Genomic DNA, 25034 nt, shown 5'->3' on the forward strand with positions numbered 1-25034 from the left:
TCTGAATCGTGAGCTCACTGCTTTCCCGCGCTCAAGCCTCCCTCAGAGAACACCCCTCGCTCAAACCCGGGGACAGGGTTCTTGCGGCCATGTCCGGGGGAGTGGACAGCTCGGTCATGGCCGCCCTGCTCCGCCGGAGCGGCTACGAAGTCATCGGCATCTCCATGCAACTCTTCGACAAGAAGACCGATCAAAGTTCGGATGGGAAGTGCTGCACTCTCGATGATTTCCAGGATGCGCGCCGGGTGGCTTTTGAGATGGGGTTTGCCCATTACGTGATGGATTTCGAAGCCCGGTTCAGGGACACGGTCATCGAAGGCTTCATTCAGGGCTATCTGAACGGAGAAACACCCAGTCCCTGCATTCGTTGCAATCAGCACCTCAAGTTCTCTGCGCTGATGGAGCGAGCCGATTCGCTGGGGGCTCCGTTCGTCGCCACGGGGCACTACGGGACCATCCGGTTGGAAGACGGCCGTTGGCACCTGCGGAAGGCTTCCGATCCCGCCAAGGACCAGAGCTACTTCCTCTTCCATCACACCCAGGCGACCCTCGCGCGGACCTTGTTCCCCCTGGCCCATCTGACCAAGCCTGAAGTACGGAGCCTAGGTGCTGAATTGGGCCTACATCTGGCAGAAAAGGCCGAGAGCCAGGAGATCTGTTTCGTCACCCAGGACCGCTACGACGCCTTCCTGGAGGCAGAGGGACGTGACCCGGGCTTGGGGGATGGGGACATCCGCCACCTCGACGGTCGCATTCTTGGCCGCCATCACGGCTACTGGCGGCACACAGTGGGCCAGCGCCGCGGTCTGGGAGTCGCCTTCGCCGACCCCCTGTACGTGGTCCGGGTCGAACCCGCCACGAACACCGTCTGGGTGGGCGGCGAGTCCGAGCTCTTCAGCCGGGAGTTGGTGGCCCGTGAGCTGAGCTGGGTGGATGCCCCGCCCCGAGGCCCCCTGGCCTGCCAGGCGCGCATCCGCAGCCGGGCTCCTGAGGCTGATGCCCTCGTGATCCCCCTGCCGGACGGCCGGATGAAAGTCGTGTTCGACGAGCCTCAGCGGGCCATCGCTCCGGGTCAGGCCGTGGTCTTTTACCAAGACGGGGACGTACTGGGCGGTGGCTGGATCAGCGCCCGGCCGGAGTAAGGCGGAGGGGTCACTGCCCGCCCAGGGTGTAGGCCACGCCGGGGTAGCTCACGAAGTGGTAGAGGTTGGCTTCCGCGGTCGCCCCCAGGCCCAGATCCCGGACCGGAATCTGGGGGAAGCTGATGGAGGTGCCGAAAGCCACGGGGTGCCCGACGGGGGCAGGCCGTCCCAGGCTCCGGGCGGTTTCATCCAGGAGCAGAAGGCCGAAGGGGATGGAGAACCGGCCACACCAGGGCATGCGGTACTGGTCGGGATCCTGCGGGTTCACCACCGCCTCGTAGAAGGCCCGGACCTTCGCCGACGTGACCGGCCCGGCCAGGGGTCCCTTCAGCAGCTGGCGGTCGCGTTCGACGGCCTTGGTGTAGGCCTGCACACCGCCGCTGCCGTGGGGCGTGTACTTGAAGTCTTCGCCGTAATGGATGCCATCGGAAGAGATGACGATGGCCAGATCCCGGCCGAGCGCCCAACCGCGTGCCCGCACGCTTTCCGCCAGGGCCTTGCCGAGGTGGGATGCCAGCTCCTGGAACCGCTCGAAGGAGGCCGAAGGCAGGAGGATGGGCACGATCTCCACCGTCGGGTCCTGGTGCTTCAGCCAGTAGGCGATGGCCTCGACCGAGTGTTCGCTGTCCTGCATGGCGGCGTCCTGGATGACGTCCGCGGCGGGGATCCGCTTCAACAGGTCCTCCCGCAGGCCGGAGACGGGGATCTCGCCATCCGGGGAGCGCCAGGCCCGATAGGAATCGAACACCAGGGCGTTCTTGGCGCCGAAGCGGCGGTATTTGTGGAAGACCCCTACCAGAACGATGGTCCTGGCCTTCACCAGCGGCATCAGCTGGCGGTACACGCGGCCTGCATAGAGGTAGTCATCGTGGGGGCAGATGAGACCGGCCACGCCCGGGGGAGGCATGGGGTCGAGCGCCTCCGGCGCCGGCGGGAGGGCGGTCCGTTCCCACACCTTGGCCATCTGCTCCGGCGTCGAGGCGAACCCCACAGCGTCCTGCTGACCTCGGAGATCTCCCTGGGAGGGAATGCCCATGGACTTCCTGACCTCTTTCACCGTAGGCCGCTGAGGGGGTACGGGGAGCGTGGAGAGCGAAGCCTGGGCGAGGCCCGGGAGGCATGCGAGGAGACAGGCGCAGAAGAGGGCCGCGGCGCGTTTCATGGGGGGATCTCCGGAACCACCGTAACAGCACGAACGGAGACTACCCGCGACTTCGATTCCGATCGGCCCACGAAAAAACCCCCCTTGCGGGGGCTGGTTGGAGGCGCCGATCGGAATCCGGTTCCCGCCGCGCGGCTGGCTGCGCACGGCCCTGATCGCCGGAAACGCCACATCAAGTGGCGTCCCCGGCGGGGCCTACCTGCGCGCCATCCGCGACTTCGATTCCGATCGGCCCATGAAAAAGCCCCCTTGCGGGGGCTGGTTGGAGGCGCCGATCGGAATCGAACCGATGAATACAGGATTTGCAGTCCCGGGCCTTACCACTTGGCTACGGCGCCTTGCGTTTGGTGCGATGGAGCTTCTGACATGATCCGGGCCGCTTGCGCGGCCCGGGTGGAGTGGAGCGGGTGATGGGATTTGAACCCACGACTTCAACCTTGGCAAGGTTGCACTCTACCACTGAGTTACACCCGCGTGAGACATCAAGACTAGCAATGGCGCGCGATACGGTCAACGGTCTTTTTCGGATCGGCAGGTGGGGCAGAGTCCGAACAGCATCAGTTGATGCCGGGTGATGCGGAATCCCGACAGGGTCTCGAGTTCGATCAGCGATTCGTCGAGACCGCACGCGTCCACTTCCACCGTGCGGCCGCACCGCTCGCATTGAAGGTGGTGGTGGTGCCGACGCGAGTCGCAGCGGACGAAGCGCATCACCTGGTCCGGGCCCATGATGCTCTCGGCCCAGCCCTCTTGCACGAAGCGCTCGAGGTTGCGGTATACCGTGGGCAGGCCCGAGCGGCGCTCCGGCATGCGCTCCCAGATCTCTTCCACCGTGAGCGGGCGATCCGAATTCCGGAGGACCTGGAGAATCCCCTCGCGCTGAGGCGTCTGCCGCATGCCGGCGGCGCGCAGGGAGGGCGAAGGAGCGGGGGCAGGGTCGGGCATGGTCCTAGGATGCCAGATTCGGGCATGCTGGACCCTATGCTCCAGCGCACATTGGGCCGGTTGGGCGCCCCGGACGCCAGCCAGCCGTTCCTTCCCCTCGCCTTCCGGCTCTACGCCAGCTTCGGGCTGCTCGTGCTGCATCTCGCGCTGCCCGCCGAGGGGCGCGTCGCCGGCGCTGGCGAGGATCTGTACCTGGCGTGCCTGGCGCTGCTGCTTCTCGAGTCGATCTGGGAGGTCAGCCTCGGCCTCCGCGCGCGGGACCAGATCTTCCCCACGCCCGCCCTGCCCTGGATCTGGTGGAACCTGGTGCTGGACTTGGCCCTGGTCACCCTGGTCATCGCGTATCAGGGGGTCACCCATGAGCGGTTCTCCACCCTCTACATCTTTCCCGTGCTGGCCTCCGCCTTCTATCTCGGGACCACGGAGATCGTCTGGGTGGGTGTGGTTTCCTCCATCACCCACATCCTCCTGGTGCTGGGCTTCACCTTCGGATTGCTCCCGGCTTTCGGGTTGTCAGGTGAAACCACGGACCCGGAAGGGACCCGCCTGCCCTTCCTGCTCGGCATCGCCTCCCTGCAGATCTTCGCCACCACCCTGGTGGTGGTGCTCATCCGCCGCAACCTCGACCGTCTGCGCACGGATCTCAGCGCCAGCGAAGCCACGGTGGACGAACTGTCGGCCCTGCACCTCCGGGTCGTGGAGTCCATGTCCTCTGGCCTCATCACGCTGGATCTGGCAGGACGGATCACGTCCGGGAATCCGGCCGCGGCGGCCATCCTGGGCCATCCGGTACCCCTGGGCCTCCCCATCCACGAGGTGCTCCCCCTCGCGCAACCCCTTCCGGCTCAGCACCGCTTCGAGGTGACCCTTCCGGTGGCAGGCCGTCCTCCGCAGATCCTGGGTGGGCATCTGACCTCCCTCCGGGCCCCCAGCGGTCAGGAAACCGGCCAATTGCTGCTGTTCCAGGATCTGACGGAGATCAAAGCCCTCGAGGAGCGCACGCGGATCAGCGAGCGGCTGGCTTCCATCGGGCAGCTGGCGGCTGGCCTCGCCCACGAGCTCAGGAACCCGCTGGCCTCCATCAGCGGATGCGTCCAGCTCCTGCAGCGCCCGGAGGCTCCGGAGGACGTCAGGTCTCGCGTGTTGGGCATCCTGGACCGGGAAACCCAGCGGGTGGGCGCCATCGTCTCGGACTTCCTCGATCTCGCCCGGCCAGAGGCCGGCCCAGGGCAAGTGCTCCCCCTCGGCCGGATCCTTGAAGAAGCCCGCGCGAGCTGGGAGATGGACCCCCGGACCGAGGGGCTCCCCCTGGACATGCCGGAGCCGGTGTCAACGTTCATCCTTGCGGATCCGGTCGGGGTGCACCGGATGCTCATGAACCTTCTGAGCAACGCCCGCAAGGCGGTGAATGGCGTCCCACAGCCCCAGGTCCGGCTCACCTGCAGTGTTTCCGGAGGACAGGTCCGGCTGGAGGTCGAAGACAACGGCTGCGGCATGGCCCCTGAACAGCTGGATCACTTGTTTCTGCCCTTCTCCGGCAGCTTCGAGGAGGGGTCGGGACTGGGCATGAGCCTGGTCTACAAGTTTACTGAGGCCATGGGATGGCGCATCGAGGTCCAGAGCCGTCCTGGCGTGGGCACCCGGGTCCGGATTTTCCTACCCGAGTGTCACCAAGGAGAGCCATTGGCACAGCACGAGGATCCGGCGTAAACTTCCGGCAGCTTTCCGTCATCTAAATCAAGACACACCCTTGCAGGGTCCACTTGGCACCTGCCAAAGTGGTTCATCCCCTCTACGGCTTTTGGATCCTGCCTTCAGGCAGGCACCGCCCAGGCTTGAGAGGGAATGGCCACACGCCAATGCCTTTGACATCCCCCCGTACCGCCCACCGGGCCAGGATCTGCCATGAATCGGAAGCTCATCCGACCGAACCTCACCGAACTCAAGGATAAATTGGGCATCCCCGCCAAGGGGGGCGGCGGGGAGGTCATGACGCCGGTCCCGCCTCCCATCACTGCCGGCGGGGAACCGAATCCGGCCGTCAATCCGGCGGCGGCCACCGCGCCCCAGGGACTGGGGAGTCCCCGGCGCAAGATCGCGCCCCCCGAGCAGACCAACGCCGAGAGCTTCTACTACCTCAAGCAGATGCAGTCCAAGACGCCGATGGTGATCGTGCTCCAGGACGACGAGAAGGTGCGTGGCGTCATCGAGTGGTACGACAAGCACTGCCTGAAGATCAACCGGGTGAAGGAACCCAATGTCCTGGTGCCCAAGCACAACATCAAGTACATCTACAAGCAGGAGGAGGAGCCCCGGATCCGCCGCAGCCGCCCGACCAAGAAGGAGGAGCCGCTGAACGCGGAGGTGGAGATCCCCGCTTACGACTGAGGATGGGAGCGCCCGACGGGGACCACCATGAGCCGCCCACCGCACATCGCCATCACCTTGGGGGATCCCTGCGGCATCGGGCCCGAGCTGCTGTTGAGGTCGCTGCCGACCCTGCGCTCCTGGGGTGACGTGACCGTGGTGGGCTCCCGTGCCGGTGTGGACCTGCTTCAGGGGACGGAGGGAAGGCGCGCCATCTGGCAGTGGACGGACGCCCCCGCCCCCGCTCCGGAAGGCTTCCTGGGAACGGCCTGCGGCCTCGAAGTGGGGGATCCAAGCGGGTCGGCCACCGCCCTCTGGCTGGACCCCACTCCGGAGATCCGTGCGGATCGTCTGGAACTGGGCCGCGGGTCCGCCGCCTCCGGTCGGGCCACCGTGGAAGCCATCCGCTGGGCCGCAGGCATGGCCCTGTCCGGCCGCGTGGATGCCCTGACGACCCTGCCCATGGCCAAGTCCGCCGCGCACCTCGCTGGATACCCCATCCCCGGCCACACCGAGTTCCTCCAGACTCTGGCCGGCGCGCCTATCGTCCGCATGGCCTTCGTCAGCCCCCGCTTGTCCGTCGTGCTGCATACGGTTCATCAAAGCCTGCGCTCCGTGGTGGAGGACCTGGACGCGGAAGCCGTGGCCGAGACCTTGGCCTTCTCGGCCGGGCAGTTCATCCGGCTCACCGGGAATCCGGATCTCCGCGTGGCCCTCTGCGCCCTCAACCCTCATGCGGGTGAGGCTGGCGCTTTCGGGGACGAGGAAGGCCTCCTGGCCGAAGCCCGCGACCGGGCCGAGACCGCGTTCCGCGAAGCGGGCCCTGCAGGGCCCTTCGCCGACCTCCCGTCCCCGTTCCCGAGGGATCCCAGAGCCGCCTCGGCGCCTCGGTTCTCCGGTCCCCTGCCCTCGGACAGCCTGTTCCACCGCGCCGTGTCGGGCGAGTTCGACCTCGTGGTGGCCCTGTACCACGACCAGGGGCTCATCCCCATCAAGCTGCTGGAGCCCGCCCGGGCCGTGAATCTCACCCTGGGATTGCCCTACATCCGGACGAGCCCCGACCACGGCACCGCCTTCGACAAGGCGGGAAAGTGGGTGGCGGATCCCAGGAATTTCCTCGAGGCCGCCGCGCTGGGCGTGCGGCTCGCCGGGCGGGCCCGCCAGGAACCCTGGGCCGCCCAGGTGGTCGGATCATGAGTCCGGCCCTCCGGGCGGAATTCGGGCCGGGCGCCACGCTGTCCGGCGTGGATGTCCATGCCGGCGCGGTTCCCCGCACCGCGCTACCCGTGCGCCACGGATCGCCCCTGCACCTGGACGCCCATATGGATCGCCTGCAGGCTGGGGCTGGCGCCCTGGGCCGGTCTCCCGCGTGGCTGGATGATGCCGCCGGAGAACTCCGCCGCTGGCTGGAGCGCCATGCCGCTCCCGAGGCGGCGTTGCGGTTGGAACTCCACCTGGACCTCAACCTCCTGGATGCGCGGCTGGAGCCTCTGCCCCAGGCCACGGCGCCGTACCGGCTCGCGCCCATGCCGCATCCCATGGGGGATCTCCGACCCGATCCCCTGGCGCTCCACAAGGGGCTCTCCGGCCCGTGGCGGCCCCAGGTGCTTTCCGAAGCCTGGCGGCAGGGCGCCGAGGACGCACTGCTGCTGTGGCCCGACGGCACTCTGGCCGAAAGTGCCATCGCCACCGTCGCACTGGAGCACGGGGAATCCCTGATCCTGCCGCCGATCGAAGGCCGCGTGGCCAGCGTGGCGGAACGCATGGATCTCCCGCGCTGGACGGTGGAGCGGGGCTGGCGTGTGCAGCGCGCCCCCATCACCCTCGAGGACTGCGCTCGAGGGCAGCTCTGGTGCCTGAACGCCCTCCGCGGTCTCTGGCCCGCCACGCTGCTGTGATGCACGCCATGGATTTCGCGGACCTGATCTCCGCCCTCCTGCTGCCCCTTCCGCCCTGGCTGGGTTTCTGGATCTTCCGCCGCAGGGGACGCGTGGGGCTCAGCTATGGCTACTTCCTGGGCGGGATCCTCGCGGTACTGGCCCAGCCTTGGGCGCACCTCACCGGCCTGCCCCTGCCAGCGGCTCAGCTCGGCGCCGCCCTGTTCGGATTCACTCTCTTCCTGCAGGCCCAGCGGGAGGGCGTCCAGGGGGTGAGGCGTCTGGCCGTGGGGGTCGGCGGAGCGAGCCTCTTCCTCGCCCTGTTCCTGGCCAGGCTCCACCTGCCCTGGCAGGAGGTCGTGCGCTTCTGGATCGGCGCGGCCTTCGAGGCTCTGCTCTGGCTGGTCCTTTCAGACCTGGCCTACCGGTGGACCCATGGGCGCCAACTGGAACTTCGGATGCCCCTGGTGGGGGCCGCCACCCTGGGCGCGGGGGCGCTGGCCCAGCTCCTGCTGCCGCCAGGCGCGCCGCGGCTCTCCTGGCCAGCGGCCATCCTCGCGGGACTGCTTCTCGGCCTGGTCGCCCTCCAGCAGCTGAGGTGGCTGCGGGAGCAGGGAGCCTGGGTGGAGGGACGCGGCCAGGGGCTCCGCATGGCGCTGGCCCTGATCGAGAAATCGGGTCCTGCGGAACTCCCGGGATTGGCCCTGGGGCTCGATCCCCGCCAGCCCATGTGGCTGGTGGACGACCAGGGCCGCGTCCTCGAATCCAATGGCCCTTTCAGCCAACTGGTGGGGCTGCCCCGCGATCAGCTGCGCGGCTACGTCATGGACGCGCTCTTCCAGGGCGGCGACCAGCCCGTCTGGCAGGCCATCCGGGACCAGCTCCTCCAATTCGGGAGTGCCTCCGTCGTGGCCACCCAGGTCAGCGAAGACGGAACCTTCAGCGAAGCCCTGCTGGAAGCCACGGCCTTCGATCGCGGCATGGGCCTGGTGTGGATCGCCCATTCCGCCGCGGGGGCCTTGACCCTGCAGGCCGGCGGGGCCCTCCGCGCCAGCGGTGACGAGGATCGCCGCAGGCTCGGCGCGAACGCCCTGCTGGCCCTCTCTGCAGCTTCGGACCGCCTGTTGGCCGACGCCCCCGACGGCGTTCTCCGCGAGGCAGCCGGGCGGGTGAAGGAGGCGGCCGGCCGGCTGTACCCACCCCCGTCCGCGCGCGGCCAGGTGGAGGGCCGGCCTGCGCTGGAAAACCTGCTTCCCGGCCTCCGGAAGGTCCTGCCGCCCGGCCGGAGCCTGGATCTCCGCGCCGCGCCCCTCTCCCTGGCGGTGGCGCCGGAATCCCTGAAGCGCATCGCGACCCAGCTGCTGCTCCATGCGCGCGACCGCACGGGCCGGGAGGATCTGGTCCTGATGCTGGATGCCGCAGACCTGGGAGGCCACGACTACGGCCTGCTCCATGCGGAAACCGTGGGGGGAACCGGGGGCTGGTCCCGCGAGCTGTTCGGTCTGGGCTGGTTGCGGGAATCCGTGCTGGAGGCCGGAGGGATGCTGGAGCTGGAGCGGGAGCAGGATAATCAGGCGGGAGTCCGTCCGAGGGTGTACCTTCCCGCCGTCACGGCGACTCGCCCGCTGAATGGACCCATGCTGGCCGGACGGATGCTCTGGATCGTGGACGGCGACCCCTTGGCCCGGAGCGCGCTGGCGGATCTCGTCCACCTTCTGGGAGGGCGATCGGAGAGTTTCGAGGATCTGCCGCACCTCCTGAGGGGAAGCCGGGGGCAGCCGCAGCCCGACGCGCTGATCCTGGAGCGCACCCCGAAGCTCGAACGCTTCCACCGGGCTCTCCGCGCCTTCCAGAAACAGCCCATCCCCAGCCTGGTGATCGGCATGGGCCAGCCGCTGCCCATGGATCCCGGCTCCCTGGGCCTGCGTCGGATCGCATTCCTGGATAAGCCATTCGAATCCGCGGCCTTCGCCAAGTCCGTGCTGGCGCTGCTGCGGGCCCCGACCGAGTGAACCTGGTGGCTGTTGTAGGCTGGAGACTGGAGGCAGCATGTCGACAGTGGCGGTGATCCTGGCGGCGGGGCTTGGAACCCGCATGAAATCGCGGTTCCCCAAGGTCCTGCATCCGATCCTGGGTGATCCCTCCCTCCTCTGGGCCCTGCGAACGCTACCTCCCGACCTGGGCGGGGCGATCGTGGTGGTCCACCACGGCAAGGAGCTGGTCCTGGGCGCGCTCGAAGCCTGGCGGAAGGCCGACCTGCTGCCCTGCCCCGTCACGGCCGTGGACCAGGGCGAGCCCCTGGGCACCGGCCACGCCCTGCAGGTCTGCATCCCCGACCTCGACCGGCTCGGCGCCTCCAAGGTGGTCATCCTGTGCGGCGATGTCCCCCTCACGTCTCCTGCCACGGTGACGCGGCTCTGCTCCGCGGAAGCCCTGCTGCTGGCCATGGACATGCAGACTCCGGGCTCGTACGGCCGGGTGATCCAGCATCCGGATGGCCGCCTGGCGGCCATGGTGGAGGCCAAGGACGCCACGCCGGAGCAGCTGGCGGTGCAGCGCGTGAACGGGGGCGCCTATGCCCTCCCCTGGCCCGCCCTGAGGAAGGCCCTCCAGGGCCTGACCAACCACAACGCCCAGAAGGAGTACTACCTCACGGATGCCGTGGCGGCCGTGGCCCGGGAGCTCCCCGTGGCCGTGGAGGTCTGCGATCCCGAGGAGCTGGCCGGCATGAACTCGCGGCAGGATCAGGCCACGCTTCAGGCCGCGGCCCAGCGGCGCATCCAGCGGCACTGGATGGCCGAGGGGGTGACCTTCCTCCATCCCGACAGCACGCTGGTGGGTCCGCGCGTGGTCCTTTCGCGCGACGTCCTGCTGGAACCCGGCGTCCGCATGGAGGGGACGGTGCGCGTCGGCGAGGGCTGCCGCATCGGCCAAGGGACCGTGATTCTGGACTCCGTGCTGGGCGAGGGCGTGGAGGTGCGGCCCTACTGCATCATCGAGCAGGCCCTGGTGGGCGCCGGAGCCAAGCTGGGACCCTTCGCCCGGCTGCGCGAGGGTACGGACCTGGCTGAGAACGTCCATGTCGGGAATTTCGTCGAAACCAAGAAGGCGAAGCTGCATCGCGGCGCCAAGGCCAACCACCTCGCCTACCTTGGCGATACGGAGATCGGCGAGGGCACCAACATCGGCGCCGGGGTGATCACCTGCAACTACGACGGGGTGAACAAGCACCGGACCGTCATCGGCGATCGCGTGTTCGTGGGATCGGACACCCAGCTGGTGGCTCCTGTGACCATCGGCGATGGCGCCCTCATCGGCGCGGGCAGCACCATCACCCGCGACGTGCCGGCGGATGCCCTGGCCCTGAGCCGGACCGCGCAGACGGAAAAAGAAGGCGGCGCGTCGAAACTCCGCGCCCGGCAGAAGAAGGGTTGACTCGGGTAAGCTGGTTCTTTGCCCCCGGAGCCCCATGGTTCTGACCTTCATCGACAAGACCGGTGCCAGCGTCCTCAGCGCGCTCGATACCGCGGGGGACTTCGCCACGCTGGCGGGGCGGACCTTCGTGGCCATCTTCAAGCGGCCGTTCGACGGCAAGAACCTGTTGAACCAGTTCCAGGCCGTGGGCGTCCATTCCCTGCCGGTCGTGATCCTCACGAGCGTCGCGGTGAGCATGGTGTTCGCGGTGCAGCTGGCCTTCGGCTTCCGCCAGTTCCAGGCCGAGGGCCTGGCCGCGCAGGTGGAGGGCCTGGCCATCGTCCGCGAGCTGGGTCCTGTCATCACGGGCCTCATGCTCTCGGGCCGCATCGGCTCGGCCATGGCCGCGGAGCTGGGCACGATGCAGGTGACAGAACAGATCGACGCGCTGGAGTGCCTGGCGACGGATCCCATCCACTACCTCTTCGTGCCGCGGTTCCTGGCCTCCATCGTGGTGGTCCCCCTCCTGACGGTGATCTCCATCTACGTCGGCTTCTGGGGCGGCTACATGATCCTGGTGGGCGTGGAAGGCCAGAGCGCTTTCGTCTACAGCCACGAGTTCTACAAGCTGCTGGCCTTCCGGGACCTCCGCATCGCGCTCTACAAGGCCTTGGTGTTCGGCATGATCATCGCCCTCGTGGGGTGCTGGAAGGGCTACCGCACCCAGGGCGGCGCCGAGGGCGTGGGCAACGCCCCCACCAGCAGCGTGGTGACCAGCTCGCTGTGGATCCTCATTTCAGATTTTTTCCTGACCAAGCTGCTGCTGGTGTGACGGCATGGCCCTGATCGACGTCGTCAACCTGTCCAAGGCTTTCGGTCCGAAGGTCGTGCTGTCCAACGTGAACCTCCAGGTCCAGGAGGGCGAGAGCCTCGTGGTGCTGGGCGGTTCCGGCACGGGCAAGACCGTGCTCCTCCGCAACATCATGGGCCTGCTCACGCCGGATGCCGGGCACGTGGCCATCGAGGGCAAGATCATCGCCCAGCTCAAACGGGAAGAGCTCTTCAAGGTCCGCCAGAGCATCGGGATGTGCTTCCAGATGGCCGCCCTCTTCGATTCCATGACCGTCTTCGAGAATGTGGCCTTCGGGCTCCGGCGGCACCTCGAGATCTCCGAGGAGGAGGTCCGGTCCCGCGTGGATGAGTGCCTCTCCATGGTGGGCATGAAGGGCACCGACAAGCTGAAGCCCGCGGAGCTCTCCGGCGGCATGAAGCGGCGCGTGGGCTTCGCCCGGGCCATCGCCCTCAAGCCCAAGATCCTCCTCTTCGACGAGCCGACCACGGGCCTGGATCCCGTGATGACCGACGTCATCGGCCGCGTGATTCTTGACCTCAAGCACGAGCTGGGCGTCACCACCATCACCATCACCCACGACCTCAAGTCCGCCTTCGAGATCGCCGACCGCATCGCCCTGCTCTTCCGGGGCGAGTGCATCGCCTGCGAGCCGCCCGACGCATTCAAGGCGAACCCGCATCCCGTCATCCAGCAGTTCCTGCGGGGGGATGCGGACGGCCCGTTTCTTCAAGACCCGCCCCCGCCCAAGCGCAAATCCCAGGAGGCCCATCCATGAAGCCCGAAACCAAGGTCGGCCTCTTCTTCACGGGTGCCATCGTTCTTCTGGCCGTGCTGGTCTTCCGCTCCGAAAAGCTGGAGATCGGCGGCAAGAAGAACCAGTCCGAGCGGTTCACCTATTTCGACTCAGTGGCGGGCCTGAACGTCCAGAGCGCCGTGCGCATTGCCGGCGTGAAGGTGGGCGATGTCCGCACCATCGCCCTCGAGAACGGCAAGGCCCGCGTGGTGGTGGGCCTGGACTCTTCCGTGCCGGTCTATGCGGACGCCTTTGTGTCACTGGGCTCCATCGGCATCCTGGGCGAGAAGTTCATCGATCTGGACGCCGGCCACAGCGCCAAGGGCCCCTTCCCCGAGGGCCAGCCCCTGCCCAGCAAGGCGGGCGTCAGCCTCGACAACCTCATGGAGACCCTCTCGGATATCGGCAAGAACGTGAAGGGCGTCACCCAGGCCCTGAACGAGTCCATCGGCGGCGAGCAGGGCCGGGAGAAGCTTGATGAGATCGTGGACAACATCCGCGTGCTGACCGCCGAATTCCGGTCCATGGCCCAGGAGAACCACAGCGCCATCAACAACACCATGGGCAATGTCGAGGCCATCACCGCCGACCTGCGGGACAAGCTACCCAAGCTGGCCCAACAGTTCGAGACCGTGGGCAAGAACCTCAACGCCATCCTCGAGGAGAACCGGCCCGAGCTGAAGGGCGTGATGACGGATGTCCGCAAGCTGGCCCAGAGCTTCCAGGGCACCGCGGACAACCTGAAGGTGCTCACCGACCGCATCAACAACGGCCAGGGCACCATCGGCAAGCTGCTCAACGACGAGACCACCATCAAGAAGATCAACGAGGCGGTGGACAACGTGAACGGCCTGCTGGGCGGCTTCAACAAGATGGAGTTCCGCCTCGACATGGACGCGGCCCAGTGGGACAAGCGCAACGACAGCCGCGTGGCCCTCGGCCTCGAGATCGCGCCGAAGCCGGACTACTGGTACGCGCTGGGCTTCGCCTCCACGCCCGACGGGAAGCTGAGTGAAAGCACCCGCACGGTGACTCAGCTCGACCCCGTCACGGGTCTCCCCGTCACTGTCCTGGAGAAGACCAGGTCCGTCACGACGGACCAGAGCTTCACCGTATCCGCGCAGTTCGCCAAGCGCCTCGGCGCGGCCGTCTTCTCCGCCGGCATCGTGGAAGGCAAGGGCGGCGGCGGCATCGAGTTCCGCACCCTGGACAACGATCGCCTGCGGCTCGGCGTCCTGGCCTACGACTTCACCAAGCGTCCCGAAAAACCGAATCCGCGCTACCGCTTCACCACCAGCTACCAGTTCTGGAAGGGCGCCTACGTCCAGGCCGGCGTCCAGGACATCGGCAACAAGGACCTCCGCACGGTCTTCTTCGGCGGCGGCCTCCGCTGGAAGGACGACGATCTCAAGAAGATCATCGGCCTGGCCGGAGCCTCCAAGTGAAGGAAACCCGCGCCCTGCCTCAGCCCGGCACCCTGCCGGACGAACGGGGCGCGCTCTTCCTCTGGATCCGCCGGGGTCTGCCCACGGCCGTCTCGGTCGTGGCATTCGCGGGAGCGGCGCTCCATTCCGCGGGCCGTGGATGGTGGCTGCTGGCGGGTGTGGCCGCCCTCGCCGCGGCCTGGCCCAGTTTCCTGCGGGGTGAAGCCCTCCTCCGGAATGGGGCGGCGATCCGCCGCCAGGACAGCATCTGGGCCCACGCCTTCAGACCCATCGCCCGCTGGTTCGGGCAGGAGGACGCCTGGATCCTCTCCTACTGCGGCTACAACAACCAGCAGGTTCGCGAGGCCTTCAGCGGACATCGGGCCAGGCGGGCCCTCATCCTCCTCCCCCACTGCATCCAGATGGCCCGCTGCAAGGCCGGCATCCTCGATGACCTCGAGGCCTGCTACGACTGCGGCCTGTGCCCCGTGGGCGACTACATGAACCTGGTGCTGACAAACCGTTGGGAGGGCCGCATCACCAACCGCAGCCACAAGGCCTACCGCGAAGCGCGGGAATACCGGCCCGACCTGGTGGTGGCCGTGAGCTGCACGGACCGGCTGCTCAAGGGCCTCACGAAAATGCCCGAGATCCCCTGCTATGTGGTCTCCCTGTCTCTGCCCCATGGCATGTGCGTGGACACGGATTTCAGCGTGCCCCACCTGCTGGCGGCCATGGAGGCCCTGGTGGAGCCCCGACGCCCCTCCGGCGAAGTCCAGGCCCTGCGGCGCGAGGGCATCGCGTGACCGGAGGAGCCCACGGCTTCCCCATCCGGGCCTTCTTCCAGCGCCTCCTCGGGCCCAGGACCATGGCCTATCTGCTGCACCTGCGGCCCCTGGAGTGGCCCATCATGACGGCCCACTTCCTGTTGGGCACACTGCTGGCCGCCGGCTGGGCCCTGAAAGCCGCGCCCACGCTGCTGGGATGGCTCGTCTTCGTCGCACTGCTCAACGGCGGCACCCTGGCCATCAACAGCGCCTTCGACAAGGATGAAGGCGACATCGGCTACCTGAAGGCGCCGCCGAAGCCCCCCGAACACCTCCTGGCCTTCTCGTCCGCCCTGCTGGCCGCCTCCGCCCTCCTGGGCTTCCTCCTGCCCCGGCCCTTCGCTCTGATCAACCTCGCCTGCGTAATCATGAGCGTGCTGTATTCGGTGCCCCCGATCCGCCTGAAGGCCCGGGCCGGCTGGGACCTGCTCATCAACTGCGTCGGGTTCGGCCTGTTCACGCCCCTGGCGGGCTGGGCCATCACGGGGCGACCCTTCGATGCGGCCATCCTGCGGGCCTCCTGGGGCTTCGCCTTCCTCTTCGCCACCCTGTATCCCATGACCCAGATCTACCAGGTGGCGGAGGACACCCGCCGGGGCGACCGCACCCTGGTGATCCGGATGGGCGTGGGCCGGAGCCTCGCCTTGGCCCTGGTGGCCGCTCTGGTGGCCCACCTGCTCTTCGGCGCCGCGGTTATGGCCCTGGGACGTCACCTCTGGCCCCTCGGGATCTCTCTGGCCGCCTGGTTGGCCGTGCTCCTACCCTGGCTGGCCGGCTGGCGCGCCTGGAGCGACCACCGGCACGAAACTGGCATGTACTGGGGCCTGGGTGCCTGGGCGGTGACCGACCTGAGCCTTTTGATCCTGCTCTGGCCCTGACCATTTTCATTGAAGGAATCGATCATTCGATCCAGTAGACTAGGAACGAGTGACGACAATCGTTATCTTCATGGAGCAGGCATGGGATTCAAACGGGGAATCCAGAGGCTGGGAATCTTGTGCTTCGTGGGCCTCACCGCCCTGCAAGCGGCCTCCCGCCCCCAGTCGAAGCTCTCGCTCAAGTCGGCCTCGGCGCTGGTGCTGGACCAGACCACCGGCCAGGCACTGATCGAGAAGCAGGCCGGAGCCATCCAGCCCATCGCCTCGCTCACCAAGCTCATGACGGCCATGGTCCTGCTGGACGCCCGCCTGGATCCCCAGGAGATGCTCACCATCACCCGGGATGACATGGACATGCTGCGCCACAGCAAGTCGCGCCTGCCCGTGGGCACCCACCTGCCCCGGGAGCAGGCCCTGCTCCTGGCCCTGCTGGCTTCCGAGAACCGGGCCGCCCACGCCCTCGGCCGCACCTTCCCCGGCGGCCTCTCCGCCTTTGTAGAGGCCATGAACGCCAAGGCCAAGACCCTTGGTCTGGAGGCCGCCCGCTTCGAGGATCCGACCGGCCTCTCCGCCGGCAACGTGGCGACCGCCCACGACCTGGCCCGCATCATGGAAGCGGCCTACCGCTATCCCGAAATCCGCGACTTCACCACCCGACCTGAGACCACCATCCAGTCGGGCCGCCGCAGCATCCAGTTCCCCAACACCAACGCCCTGGTGCGCAGTCCCCGCTGGAACATCGGCCTCTCCAAGACCGGCTACATCGAGGAGGCCGGGCGCTGCCTGGTCATGCAGGCCATGCTGGCCAACCGCCCGGTGCTCATCGTCCTGCTGGATTCCTGGGGCAAGTACTCGCGGCTGGGAGACGCCAACCGCATCAAGTCGTGGCTGGAAGCCAAGCTCGGGTCCAAGGGCTGAGGCCTTGCTCGTCCCATCCGTCCGGCCCCCCTTCCCGCTGAGCTGGGGATTCTCCACCCGCCTTGATCCTCCAGAGGCCCTGCCCTCCCGGCGCCTGAACCAGGTGCATCGCTGCGGCATCGTGGAAGCCACGGATGCGGTCGTGGAGGGCGATGGCCTCTGGACCACCACGCCCGGCACCCGCATCGGCGTGCGCGTGGCCGACTGCGTGCCCGTGCTGCTGGCCGGGCCGTTGGCGGACGGGACGCCGTGGGTGGCCGCCCTGCACGCCGGCTGGCGGGGCGCCACGGGCTATGGGGATCCTGGGTCCGGCGGCGGCATCCTGCGACGCGGCGCGGCACGCTACCGCGCCCTGGGAGGTCGCCCGTCGGATCTCGTCTGGGCCTTCGGTCCCGCCATCCTGGCCTGCCACTTCGAAGTGGGCGACGAAGTCGTCGAGGCCGCACGGCAGGACGCCGCTTGGCACGAGGCCCTGCGCAGCGAAGGCCCTTCCGGCAAAGCCCACCTCGACCTGCACGGGTTCCTGCGCGCCCAGGCCCTGGACCTTGGGTTGGATTCCGGAAAGGAAGGCAGCGTGGCCCTCTGCACCGTGTGTCGCCCCGATCTGCTTTATTCCTACCGCCGTGGCGAGACCACCGGCCGTCAGTGGGGCTGGGTCGAGATCGGCTAACCTGGAGATCGGCTCCGCCCCTGAAGACGGAGGCCGAGGACCGGGGACCGCCATGCTCAACATCACCGATATCCGCATCACCAAGGTGGAAGGCGACGACAAGCTGCGGGCCTTCGCGGCCCTGGTCATCGACGACTGTTTCCTGGTGGGCGACCTGCGGGTGGTGGAGGGCGAGGACGGCTACTTCGTGGCCATGCCCAGCCGCCGCAAGCGGGATGGCAGCTTCAAGGACATCGCCTATCCCCTGAACAACCCCCTCCGCGAGCAGATCGAGGAGAAGGTGCTCCTGGCCTATGAGACCGCCACCGGCCACCGCGCCCTCAGCCGCCTTGAGCGCGGCGAAGCCGCCCAGGTGCGCCCCGACCTGCTGAGCGTCGAGGAATTCGGTTTCACCCCCAAGACCAACTCCTGAGGCCGCGCTCCGGGCCTCAGGGCTTGGGCGGGACGCGAACCCGCGCTATGCTTGCCTTTCCGCCTGGGGAGTAGCCAAGTGGTAAGGCAGCAGGTTTTGATCCTGCGTACCGAGGGTTCGAATCCTTCCTCCCCAACGAAAACGGCCGCCGCCAGGCGGTCGTTTTCGTTGGGGAGCGCCTGAAGGATTCGAATCAGGGATGGCGCGCAGGTAGGGCCAGGTGGGGACAGCCCGGGGGGCTGTCCCCGGCGGTCCGGCGGCAGCCGGAGGCCCGTGCGCAGCCAGCCCTGCGGCCGGAGCGTCACCCGCAGGGTGACGTGAAGGGAATCCTTCCTCCCCAACCAATGCGTCCGGGGGTTCCGCGCTTCGCGCATACCCCCGGGCCCCCGCGCGAAAGCCCGGCATGGCCGGGCTTTCGCTTGCACCTCTCCCCTGCGGTCAAGGCCCGGTCGAGGCTAAGCCGCGTCGTGGGGTCCGACCGGAGGGTGGAAGGACCGCGCATCGGTCCAGGCTTTGATGAGGTGGGGCTTGGCGTGCTGGTACCAGTAGCGGATCAGGTCGATCCGCCGGCGGTCCGATTCGCCGGCCAGGAAGGCTCCGTCGGCCATGGCGAAGGATGCGTCGACGCCCGGACCCAGGACATGGAAGCGGGAAGCCCCGCGTTCATCCAGCCCGATCACGATCCGCAGGCCACTCACGGCGCCCACGGTGCCCTGCCCCGCCAGCAGCAGGGGCTCCGCCCCATCGAAGAACACGCACACGCCACTGTTCAGCACGGTGGCGAGGTGCTCCTCGAACGCCTCGAAGCTGGAGAGCTCCTGCAGCCGATCCAACTGAAGAACCTGGCGGGCGTCGTCTGCCGCGGACCCTGCCAGGGGGACCTGCCACCCCGCCCGCTTCGGCCTGAGCCACGGGGCGTAGGCCGCCACGCGCGCTGGGGCCGAATGGGGCTGAAGATCGCTGGAAAGGAATGGCATAGCGGGCGGGCTCCTCGCGGGACCCACCCATGAAACCGGACCTGAGGCCGCTCAGCAGCAGAAACGGCCGAACGGTCGTTTCTGGGGGCCGAATGGTTGGAACGGCTTGAACCGTGCTGAGCGGCCAGTTGATGCAGCGGCAGGGCATGGCGCCAGTGGCCCCGCTTGCGCGGAGGCGTTGAGCGAATCTGAGGGCCTGAGAAGCCAAGCGAGGACATGAAGACGACGCATGCCGGACGCGAGCTGAGCAGAAGGGTGGGCTCACGCGCTGCCAACGGTTAAAAATGCACATTCCCAGTCATTTAGCGGGATCAATGACTGCTACAGCCTCGATCTCGATCAGCAAATCCGGGCGAGCGAGACGAGATACCTGGACGAGACTGCTCGCTGGGTGGTGTTGGGTGAAATAGGTGTCTCGGACATCCCGGAAGGCTTGAATATCTGAAACGTCGGTCATGAAGACTGTGATTTTAACAACATGATCAAGGGTCGCTCCAGACGCCCTGAGCGCTGATTGAAGGTTCTCGAACACCTGTCGAGTCTGGGTTTTTAGATCCCCCTTGCCAACGAGGGCCCCATCCTTGTCGAGCGCAATCTGACCGGAAACATATAAGGTTCTACCGCCTTCAACCTCCACGACATGAGAGTAGCCATTGGGTTTGGGTAAGGTGGCGGGATTCAGGTATCTCACGACTGGCTCCTTGTGAGCGCATCCGGCAAGGATGATGAGAAAACATGGAAATAGAAGGAGGATTCGTCGCTTCATGTCCACTCCCTTCAGCTGAGTGATTGTCTTGAATGCGGGCTTAGGCTGACGAAAGAAGCCAATCGACCCAACCGCGGCCGGGCGATGGGAGGAGGGCGGAAATCTCAGCCACCACGGAGCGCACGACAGGGGCGGCGGGGTCGCATTGAGCGAAAGGTTAGGCCCACAGGCCGAAGGTTCAAGCGCGCACCCCATGTCGAAGGAGGGCATCGACGCCAACGGAATGCCCAAACCGCTGCCCTTCCTCGAGCGGCGTGGCGTAATGATCGATGCGGGTCCGGGCGGAAGCATCCGCACCTCGGGAAAGCAGAAGCTTCACAGCGTCCCCATCCTCGTTCGAGACTGCAAAGTGCAAGGGAGTGTAATCGTTCACCCCCCGCTGCTGGATATCTGCGCCGAAATCGAGAAGCAGCTGGATTCGGCTGCATCGGTCCTGGTGATTGGACGTGAGCGCGGCAAACAAGGATGGAAAACCCGAGTCTGGGTAATTGGGATCAGCCCCTAATTGCAAAAGTTCCCTCACCAGAGAGATCGGCGAATGATAGAGCGCATAATCAAGGCAGTAATCGCCGCATTCCCCCCGTGGTGAATTGGGGAAGTCGATAGGGTCCCCGAGCTCGCTGCGAATCGCCCGCAGGTCACCTTCTAGGAATGCAGAATGGATCCGACCGTAGTTCATGTCTGGATGATGGTGGATGTCGGGCGAAGGAGGCTCACGGAACCGCTCGCATCAAGATGCTGTACGGTGACTAGGAAACGGGGGTCTGAGAGAACGAAAAACAATTCAGGGAGGGTCCGAGCTGAGCGGAGAGTTAGGCATCAATGCTATCGGGAGTGCCAAAATAGCGATCACGCGAGAATCGAACCTGAATAAATTTATCTAGGCCAGGATAGGGACGAGCTATTCGCTCTGCCCCTCGGTACTCAACACGATATGTCTTATAGGTCATATCCATGTAAGGGCCTCCCATTGTTAGAGCGACGCCTTCTTTGATCCGATAGCTGGGCATTAAATATTCGCGAACCATGTCGCAAACATAATTTACAGCTCTTGTCAGTTCAAGGGTCAGGTCTTGGACTAGGTCTACATGGAAATCGAATTCTTTGCTTAATTCATCATAGAGTTCTCGATCGTCGCGAACCTCACGATAAAATTTTGAAGTTTGCCAAAGGTGACCACCACGCAATTCTGCATGCTCATTAAATACAAGCATAAGATCTTGCAGAACTAACCTGAAATTTGAAAAAGATTCTTCGAGTCTTATATTTCTCTGCGGCCAAACTCTGGATAACAACCACCCGGTTAATTCCTCAAGGTCCATTTTGACTTCAGAATTTAAAGATGGTTGTCCGGAACCTAACAACCATGATGTCCATTCCTTCCATATTTTTAAATTTGCTTTTTCCGACCAAAGTTCGACATAATCGGCATATATTTCATCGTCTCGTTGCTTCTTGGGATCATAATCGAGTTGAGTGCGGACCCAGACCTCATGGTCCGATTTAATTGTTGTCAATCGATCAATAGTGAACAAATTGATTTGATCATCAATCTGCTTATGATGAACATTACACAGGAGAATCAAGTTGGAATATTTATCTCGTTGATCTAAGGGAAGATCACTGTCTCCTCTTGGACCATCAGCGTTTTGAGCAACGACGTGGCAGGCCTCGCCAACTATCGATTCATCATCCGTCTCGCTAGCATCCATAACCAATTCGCGGCGGCAGATCGCGCATCGGTTTGCGGATCTTCCCCAGAGCATTTTATGGGTTTTTAATGTAATTGTCATAAGAAAGCATCCTTGATGCCTAGTTATATCTGGAGGGCGATTTCAGTCGATTTCGAAACTGCCAAATCTGGCTCATGGTGAAATATAAATGCTGAAATAATCGTGAGATCAGAAAACAAGTATGACCGAATGGATGGACTAAATAACCTAAGTGGATGTGAATGGCTACAGGCAGGAAATAGCAATAGCGGTTAAAAGAATCTGAGAAGGTCCGAGGCCCTCCTTCCTTCTCTCAGCTCACAGCGGGAACCTCAACCCCTTGTCCCCTCGCACCTCCACGGTCTCGCTCTTGCTGCCTTTGGGGCCTCGGACGGTGATGGTGTGGCGGCCTTCGGCGAGCTTGACGCCGCTGCCGTCGCTTTCGATGCCGGTGTCCTGGCCGTCCACGAGGACCTTGCCGGTGCCGGGGAAGGTCTCGACGGTGAGGGTGGCGAGGGCGGGCAGGTTCAGGGGCAGGGTCTGGCCGGCGGTGACGCTGAGGCTCCGGCTGTCCTTGAAGTAGTGCCTGGCGCTGGCCAGCTCCACCTTGTGGGTGCCGGGAGGCAGGGGTAGCTTGGCGCCGGGGGCGAGATCGCCCATGTCCTTGCCATCCACCTTCACGCGCACGCCGAAGGCGCCGGCCAGCTTGAGGGTTCCGGGGGAGTTGGGGTCCAGGGCCGGTTCCTGGCGCGTGTCGGCGGTGGAGGCCTCCTTCAATTCGAAGGCACGGCCGGCCGGGACCTCGCCGGGGGCGAAATCCGAGGCGAAGCCCAGCTGCTCTTTGGTGAGGGTCAAGCGGTGGGGCTGGCCCTGGTTCCAGCGCACCTTGAGGGGCGTCACGCCCTCCTGGGCCTTCTCATCCAGCACCACCGTGGCTCCGGGCGGCACGGAATCGATGACCTCCTCGCTGATGATGGGCTCCAGTGGGAAGACGGGCGGGGCCTCACCGGGCTTGAAGGCATAGGTCAGGGGCCGGAAGCCCTTGAGCTCGAGCCGCAGGGTGTCGCCCGCCTGGAGGGGCTGGTTCATGGGCGTGGCGCCCACGGCCAGGTCGTTCACGAAGACCTTGGCGCCCGTGGGCTGCGAATTGATCTGGAGGCGGGCGGCCTTCGGGCCCCGGAACATGAACCAGCCACCCACGGCCAGGATGGCCACGGCGGCCGCCGCGATCCAGATCCGGCCGGCGCCGCGGGGCTCGGGACGGGCCACCACCATGGTCTCGTCGTAGGCGGTGGAGCGGATGGCCGGGATGGGAGCCTCGCCGTTCATCTTGAGGATGCCCAGAAGCTCGCGGCGGTCCTCCTTGGCGATGTCGGTCACGGCATCCAGCAGGTCGCGCACGAAGGCCGTGCAGGTGGGGTGGCGGTCCTCGGGATGCTTGGAGAGCACCTTGTCGAAGACCCGGTGCCAGCCGTCGGGAAGGACACCCAGCACCGGTGGCTGCACCTCCACGGGCGGCTCGTTGACGATGCGGTAGAGGATGGTGTTGATGGAGGTGCCGGGGAACGGGGACTGGCCGCTCATCAGCTCGAAGACCAGCACGCCGAAGCTGAAGATGTCCGAGCGGCTGTCCACCTTGCCTTCGCGGATCTGCTCAGGGCTGGCGTAGCTGGGCGTGCCGAGGAAGGTGCCCGTCTGGGTGAGGCTGGCGTCCTCGCGCTTGGCGATGCCGAAGTCCATGAGCTTGGTGCGCCCGTCTTCGCCCACCATGACGTTCCCGGGCTTCACGTCCCGGTGGACGATGCCCTTGGCATGGGCGTGGTCCAGCGCTTCGGCGATGCCCGCGGCGATGCGGAGCTTCTCCTTGTTCGGCAGCGGGCCGCCTTCCTTCATCAGCCCGTCCAGAGGCTTGCCGGGCACGTACTCCATGGCCAGGAAGGGGCCGTGGCCCTCCTCCTCGCCCACATCGTAGATGGCCACGATGCCGGGGTGGTTCAGCAGGCCGGACACCTCGGCCTCGCGCTGGAAGCGCATCAGGTGCTCGTGCTGGTCGGCTTCGGTCCGCACCGCATCCAGCTTCATGAGCTTGATGGCCACCTTCCGCTTGATGCGGGGATCCTCGGCGAGCACCACGCTGCCCATGGCCCCCGAGCCCAGGAGGCGAAGGACCTGGTAGCGACCGATGGTCCTGGGGAGGTTCAAGTTGTCGAGGTCGGCCATGCCAGCATCCTACCGGACGCATCGGGATGAAGTGGTAGATTGTCATGTTTTTCGTGGTTTTTCCGACTCCCCATGGCACAATAACGGCAGGTCCGCTGGCCCGGGCCGTGGGAGGTTTATTCCGTGATGGAAGTCGTCAAGACCATCGTGCTCGGCACCTACTTCACGCTGCTCACCATCCTGAGTATCTACGGGGCGCACCGCCTCTGGATGCTGCTGCTCTACTACCGCCACAAGAAGGACGTGCCGCAGCCCGTGGGCGACGCGACCTACCTGCCGGTGGTCACCGTGCAGCTGGCGGTGTTCAACGAGATGAACGTCATCGAGCGCCTCATGGACCACGTCGTGAAGATGGACTGGCCCAAGGAGAAGCTCGAGATCCAGGTGCTGGACGACTCCACGGACGAGACCGTCAAGGTGGCCAGCGCCGTGGTGGACCGCTACAAGGCCCTGGGCTTCGACATCCACTATCTGCACCGCACGGATCGCACGGGCTTCAAAGCCGGCGCCCTCTCCGAAGGCCTGAAGGTCGCCAAGGGCGAGCTGGTGGCCATGTTCGACGCGGACTTCTTGCCCACCGAGGACTTCCTCCGCAAGGCCGTGCCTCACTTCGCCGACGGGAAGGTGGCCTTCGTCCAGGGCTGCTGGGCCCACCTGAACCGCGAGTTCTCCCTGCTGACCCAGGTGCAGGCCATCCTGCTCGACGGCCACTTCGTCTTCGAGCACACGGCCCGCCACCGGTCCCATGCCTTCTTCAACTTCAGCGGCACCGCCGGCATGTGGCGCGTCTCCGCCATCGCGGACGCGGGCGGCTGGGAGCACGACACCATCACCGAGGACGCGGACCTGTCCTACCGCGCCCAGCTCAAGGGCTGGAAGGGCGTCTACCTCAAGGACCTCGTCGTTCCCGCCGAGCTGCCCGTGGAGGTCAACGCCTTCAAGAGCCAGCAGCACCGCTGGGCCAAGGGCAATGCCCAGGTCATCCGCAAGCTCATGAAGACCATCTGGAAGTCCGACGAGAGCCTGCACACCAAGCTGGAGTGCTGGTTCCACCTGACCGCCAACTGCAACTACATCCTGATGGTGATCCTCAGCGTCATCATGGTGCCGAGCATGATCTTCCGGGCCGGGACGCCTATGCACGTCCTGCTGCTCACGGACGGCCCCTTCTTCCTGCTGAACGCGGTGAGCGTCGGCCTCTACTTCGGCCTCTCCCAGAAGGAGCTGACCGACAACACCGGCTGGAAGACCCGCCTGAAGTACATCCCCGGCCTCATGGGCCTGGGCATCGGCCTCGCCCTGAACCAGGCCAAGGCCGTGATGGAAGGCTTCTTCACGGACGACAAGGAGTTCAAGCGCACTCCCAAGTACGGCGTGGATGCCAACGGCAAGTCCGTCACCAAGCGGGCCTACAAGGTGCCCAAGAGCCTGCTGACCTTCCTGGAGCTGGGCTTCGCGATCTACTACTTCGTCGCCCTCTTCGTGGCCATCTACATCCGCAAGTGGGCCTCCGTGCCCTTCCTCTGGCTCTTCTTCAGCGGCTTCTCCTACATGAGCATCCTGTCCCTGGCCGACGTGAAGCTGTTCCGCCGCCTGGCCATGGATGAGCCTGTGGACGACGCCCAGAGCGCCTCGAACTTCGTCCAGTAGCGCGAGCTTTCGAGCTGGGGCCCTGCC

General features: G+C 65.8%; 23 protein-coding genes and 3 tRNA genes. 17 read left to right on the top strand and 9 right to left on the bottom strand.

Annotation, left to right across the window (positions count from 1 at the left end; translation table 11 throughout):
• The first annotated feature begins 17 nt into the window (after positions 1-17).
• On the top strand, positions 18-1142 hold the full coding sequence (mnmA, locus tag MLE42_RS02030) for a tRNA 2-thiouridine(34) synthase MnmA (RefSeq protein ID WP_275975681.1): 1125 nt from the start codon (positions 18-20) through the stop codon (positions 1140-1142).
• A 10-nt stretch (positions 1143-1152) separates the two neighbouring features.
• On the opposite strand, the gene amrB is transcribed toward mnmA, so the two are convergent.
• The 4 genes from amrB to MLE42_RS02050 all read right to left on the bottom strand — a co-directional run bounded on the left by amrB (position 1153) and on the right by MLE42_RS02050 (position 3249).
• Complete coding sequence (gene amrB / locus MLE42_RS02035) at positions 1153-2304, bottom strand: AmmeMemoRadiSam system protein B (protein WP_243286208.1); 1152 nt, start codon at positions 2302-2304, stop codon at positions 1153-1155.
• Positions 2305-2567: 263 nt separating this feature from the next.
• Positions 2568-2642 (bottom strand) — tRNA-Cys (locus MLE42_RS02040).
• A gap of 61 nt (positions 2643-2703) precedes the next feature.
• Positions 2704-2778, bottom strand: a tRNA-Gly gene (locus tag MLE42_RS02045).
• Between the two features lie 36 nt (positions 2779-2814).
• Positions 2815-3249 (bottom strand): Fur family transcriptional regulator, encoded by a 435-nt coding sequence (locus tag MLE42_RS02050; protein WP_243286209.1) that lies wholly within the window; start codon positions 3247-3249, stop codon positions 2815-2817.
• 24 nt (positions 3250-3273) lie between these two features.
• On the opposite strand from MLE42_RS02050, the gene MLE42_RS02055 reads away from it, so the two are divergent.
• The 15 genes from MLE42_RS02055 (at position 3274) to MLE42_RS02125 (ending at position 17818) form a co-directional block, all read left to right on the top strand.
• Positions 3274-4959, top strand: coding sequence for a two-component system sensor histidine kinase NtrB (locus tag MLE42_RS02055; RefSeq protein WP_243286210.1), 1686 nt, complete (start codon positions 3274-3276; stop codon positions 4957-4959).
• 195 nt (positions 4960-5154) lie between these two features.
• Complete coding sequence (locus MLE42_RS02060; protein ID WP_243286211.1) at positions 5155-5637, top strand: LSm family protein; 483 nt, start codon at positions 5155-5157, stop codon at positions 5635-5637.
• A 27-nt stretch (positions 5638-5664) separates the two neighbouring features.
• Positions 5665-6813 (top strand): PdxA family dehydrogenase, encoded by a 1149-nt coding sequence (locus MLE42_RS02065; protein ID WP_243286212.1) that lies wholly within the window; start codon positions 5665-5667, stop codon positions 6811-6813.
• Entirely contained in the window at positions 6810-7514 is a 705-nt protein-coding gene (locus MLE42_RS02070; protein ID WP_243286213.1) for an aminotransferase class IV, read from the top strand. Before MLE42_RS02065 ends, MLE42_RS02070 begins: the two co-directional genes overlap by 4 nt.
• Entirely contained in the window at positions 7514-9505 is a 1992-nt protein-coding gene (locus MLE42_RS02075) for a PAS domain-containing protein (protein ID WP_243286214.1), read from the top strand. The genes MLE42_RS02070 and MLE42_RS02075 overlap by 1 nt, the downstream gene beginning before the upstream one ends.
• A 37-nt stretch (positions 9506-9542) precedes the next feature.
• The gene (glmU, locus tag MLE42_RS02080; RefSeq protein ID WP_243286215.1) at positions 9543-10928 is read left to right on the top strand and encodes a bifunctional UDP-N-acetylglucosamine diphosphorylase/glucosamine-1-phosphate N-acetyltransferase GlmU; all 1386 of its coding nucleotides are present in this window, start codon (positions 9543-9545) and stop codon (positions 10926-10928) included.
• Between the two features lie 34 nt (positions 10929-10962).
• Positions 10963-11739: an MlaE family ABC transporter permease gene (locus tag MLE42_RS02085; RefSeq protein ID WP_243286216.1), complete on the top strand. Its 777-nt coding sequence runs from the start codon at positions 10963-10965 to the stop codon at positions 11737-11739.
• Positions 11740-11743: 4 nt separating this feature from the next.
• Entirely contained in the window at positions 11744-12535 is a 792-nt protein-coding gene (locus MLE42_RS02090) for an ABC transporter ATP-binding protein (RefSeq protein ID WP_243286217.1), read from the top strand.
• A complete protein-coding gene (locus tag MLE42_RS02095) occupies positions 12532-13998 on the top strand; it encodes an MlaD family protein (RefSeq protein ID WP_243286218.1) in 1467 nt (488 codons plus the stop codon). Before MLE42_RS02090 ends, MLE42_RS02095 begins: the two co-directional genes overlap by 4 nt.
• The gene (locus tag MLE42_RS02100; protein WP_243286219.1) at positions 13995-14783 is read left to right on the top strand and encodes a DUF116 domain-containing protein; all 789 of its coding nucleotides are present in this window, start codon (positions 13995-13997) and stop codon (positions 14781-14783) included. Before MLE42_RS02095 ends, MLE42_RS02100 begins: the two co-directional genes overlap by 4 nt.
• Entirely contained in the window at positions 14780-15682 is a 903-nt protein-coding gene (locus MLE42_RS02105; RefSeq protein ID WP_243286220.1) for a UbiA family prenyltransferase, read from the top strand. The genes MLE42_RS02100 and MLE42_RS02105 overlap by 4 nt, the downstream gene beginning before the upstream one ends.
• A gap of 81 nt (positions 15683-15763) precedes the next feature.
• The gene (locus tag MLE42_RS02110; protein ID WP_243286221.1) at positions 15764-16600 is read left to right on the top strand and encodes a serine hydrolase; all 837 of its coding nucleotides are present in this window, start codon (positions 15764-15766) and stop codon (positions 16598-16600) included.
• A gap of 4 nt (positions 16601-16604) precedes the next feature.
• Positions 16605-17270, top strand: coding sequence for a purine nucleoside phosphorylase YfiH/LACC1 family protein (locus MLE42_RS02115; protein ID WP_243286222.1), 666 nt, complete (start codon positions 16605-16607; stop codon positions 17268-17270).
• Between the two features lie 52 nt (positions 17271-17322).
• Positions 17323-17682 (top strand): SpoVG family protein, encoded by a 360-nt coding sequence (locus tag MLE42_RS02120; RefSeq protein ID WP_243286223.1) that lies wholly within the window; start codon positions 17323-17325, stop codon positions 17680-17682.
• Positions 17683-17746: 64 nt separating this feature from the next.
• Positions 17747-17818: transfer RNA gene (locus MLE42_RS02125), tRNA-Gln, on the top strand.
• Positions 17819-18137: 319 nt separating this feature from the next.
• Here MLE42_RS02125 and MLE42_RS02130 read toward each other — a convergent pair.
• The 5 genes from MLE42_RS02130 to MLE42_RS02145 all read right to left on the bottom strand — a co-directional run bounded on the left by MLE42_RS02130 (position 18138) and on the right by MLE42_RS02145 (position 23357).
• Positions 18138-18515, bottom strand: a complete 378-nt coding sequence (locus MLE42_RS02130) for a hypothetical protein (RefSeq protein ID WP_243286224.1) — start codon at positions 18513-18515, stop codon at positions 18138-18140.
• A 442-nt stretch (positions 18516-18957) separates the two neighbouring features.
• Entirely contained in the window at positions 18958-19425 is a 468-nt protein-coding gene (locus tag MLE42_RS02135) for a RidA family protein (RefSeq protein ID WP_243286225.1), read from the bottom strand.
• A gap of 178 nt (positions 19426-19603) precedes the next feature.
• Positions 19604-20104 (bottom strand): ankyrin repeat domain-containing protein, encoded by a 501-nt coding sequence (locus tag MLE42_RS16320; protein ID WP_420843055.1) that lies wholly within the window; start codon positions 20102-20104, stop codon positions 19604-19606.
• Between the two features lie 133 nt (positions 20105-20237).
• Positions 20238-21218 carry an HNH endonuclease gene (locus MLE42_RS02140; RefSeq protein ID WP_243286226.1) on the bottom strand — a complete coding sequence of 327 codons (981 nt, stop codon included), beginning with the start codon at positions 21216-21218 and terminating at the stop codon, positions 20238-20240.
• A 237-nt stretch (positions 21219-21455) separates the two neighbouring features.
• Positions 21456-23357, bottom strand: coding sequence for a serine/threonine-protein kinase (locus MLE42_RS02145; protein ID WP_243286227.1), 1902 nt, complete (start codon positions 23355-23357; stop codon positions 21456-21458).
• Positions 23358-23483: 126 nt separating this feature from the next.
• Here MLE42_RS02145 and MLE42_RS02150 point away from each other — a divergent pair, with 126 nt between their 5' ends.
• A complete protein-coding gene (locus MLE42_RS02150; RefSeq protein ID WP_243286426.1) occupies positions 23484-25007 on the top strand; it encodes a cellulose synthase family protein in 1524 nt (507 codons plus the stop codon).
• Positions 25008-25034: the final 27 nt, after the last annotated feature.

This window comes from Geothrix terrae (assembly GCF_022808775.1).
GTDB lineage: Bacteria > Acidobacteriota > Holophagae > Holophagales > Holophagaceae > Geothrix > Geothrix terrae.

What these genes read in the sequence shown, in the direction of transcription:
- amrB (WP_243286208.1), bottom strand. Translation starts at nt 2,304, where the DNA reads ATGAAACGCGCCGCGGCCCTCTTCTGCGCCTGTCTCCTCGCATGCCTC.
- MLE42_RS02050 (WP_243286209.1), bottom strand. Translation starts at nt 3,249, where the DNA reads ATGCCCGACCCTGCCCCCGCTCCTTCGCCCTCCCTGCGCGCCGCCGGC.
- MLE42_RS02055 (WP_243286210.1), top strand. Translation starts at nt 3,274, where the DNA reads ATGCTGGACCCTATGCTCCAGCGCACATTGGGCCGGTTGGGCGCCCCG.
- MLE42_RS02060 (WP_243286211.1), top strand. Translation starts at nt 5,155, where the DNA reads ATGAATCGGAAGCTCATCCGACCGAACCTCACCGAACTCAAGGATAAA.
- MLE42_RS02065 (WP_243286212.1), top strand. Translation starts at nt 5,665, where the DNA reads ATGAGCCGCCCACCGCACATCGCCATCACCTTGGGGGATCCCTGCGGC.
- MLE42_RS02070 (WP_243286213.1), top strand. Translation starts at nt 6,810, where the DNA reads ATGAGTCCGGCCCTCCGGGCGGAATTCGGGCCGGGCGCCACGCTGTCC.
- MLE42_RS02075 (WP_243286214.1), top strand. Translation starts at nt 7,514, where the DNA reads ATGCACGCCATGGATTTCGCGGACCTGATCTCCGCCCTCCTGCTGCCC.
- glmU (WP_243286215.1), top strand. Translation starts at nt 9,543, where the DNA reads ATGTCGACAGTGGCGGTGATCCTGGCGGCGGGGCTTGGAACCCGCATG.
- MLE42_RS02085 (WP_243286216.1), top strand. Translation starts at nt 10,963, where the DNA reads ATGGTTCTGACCTTCATCGACAAGACCGGTGCCAGCGTCCTCAGCGCG.
- MLE42_RS02090 (WP_243286217.1), top strand. Translation starts at nt 11,744, where the DNA reads ATGGCCCTGATCGACGTCGTCAACCTGTCCAAGGCTTTCGGTCCGAAG.
- MLE42_RS02095 (WP_243286218.1), top strand. Translation starts at nt 12,532, where the DNA reads ATGAAGCCCGAAACCAAGGTCGGCCTCTTCTTCACGGGTGCCATCGTT.
- MLE42_RS02110 (WP_243286221.1), top strand. Translation starts at nt 15,764, where the DNA reads ATGGGATTCAAACGGGGAATCCAGAGGCTGGGAATCTTGTGCTTCGTG.
- MLE42_RS02120 (WP_243286223.1), top strand. Translation starts at nt 17,323, where the DNA reads ATGCTCAACATCACCGATATCCGCATCACCAAGGTGGAAGGCGACGAC.
- MLE42_RS02135 (WP_243286225.1), bottom strand. Translation starts at nt 19,425, where the DNA reads ATGAAGCGACGAATCCTCCTTCTATTTCCATGTTTTCTCATCATCCTT.
- MLE42_RS16320 (WP_420843055.1), bottom strand. Translation starts at nt 20,104, where the DNA reads ATGAACTACGGTCGGATCCATTCTGCATTCCTAGAAGGTGACCTGCGG.
- MLE42_RS02140 (WP_243286226.1), bottom strand. Translation starts at nt 21,218, where the DNA reads ATGACAATTACATTAAAAACCCATAAAATGCTCTGGGGAAGATCCGCA.
- MLE42_RS02145 (WP_243286227.1), bottom strand. Translation starts at nt 23,357, where the DNA reads ATGGCCGACCTCGACAACTTGAACCTCCCCAGGACCATCGGTCGCTAC.
- MLE42_RS02150 (WP_243286426.1), top strand. Translation starts at nt 23,484, where the DNA reads ATGGAAGTCGTCAAGACCATCGTGCTCGGCACCTACTTCACGCTGCTC.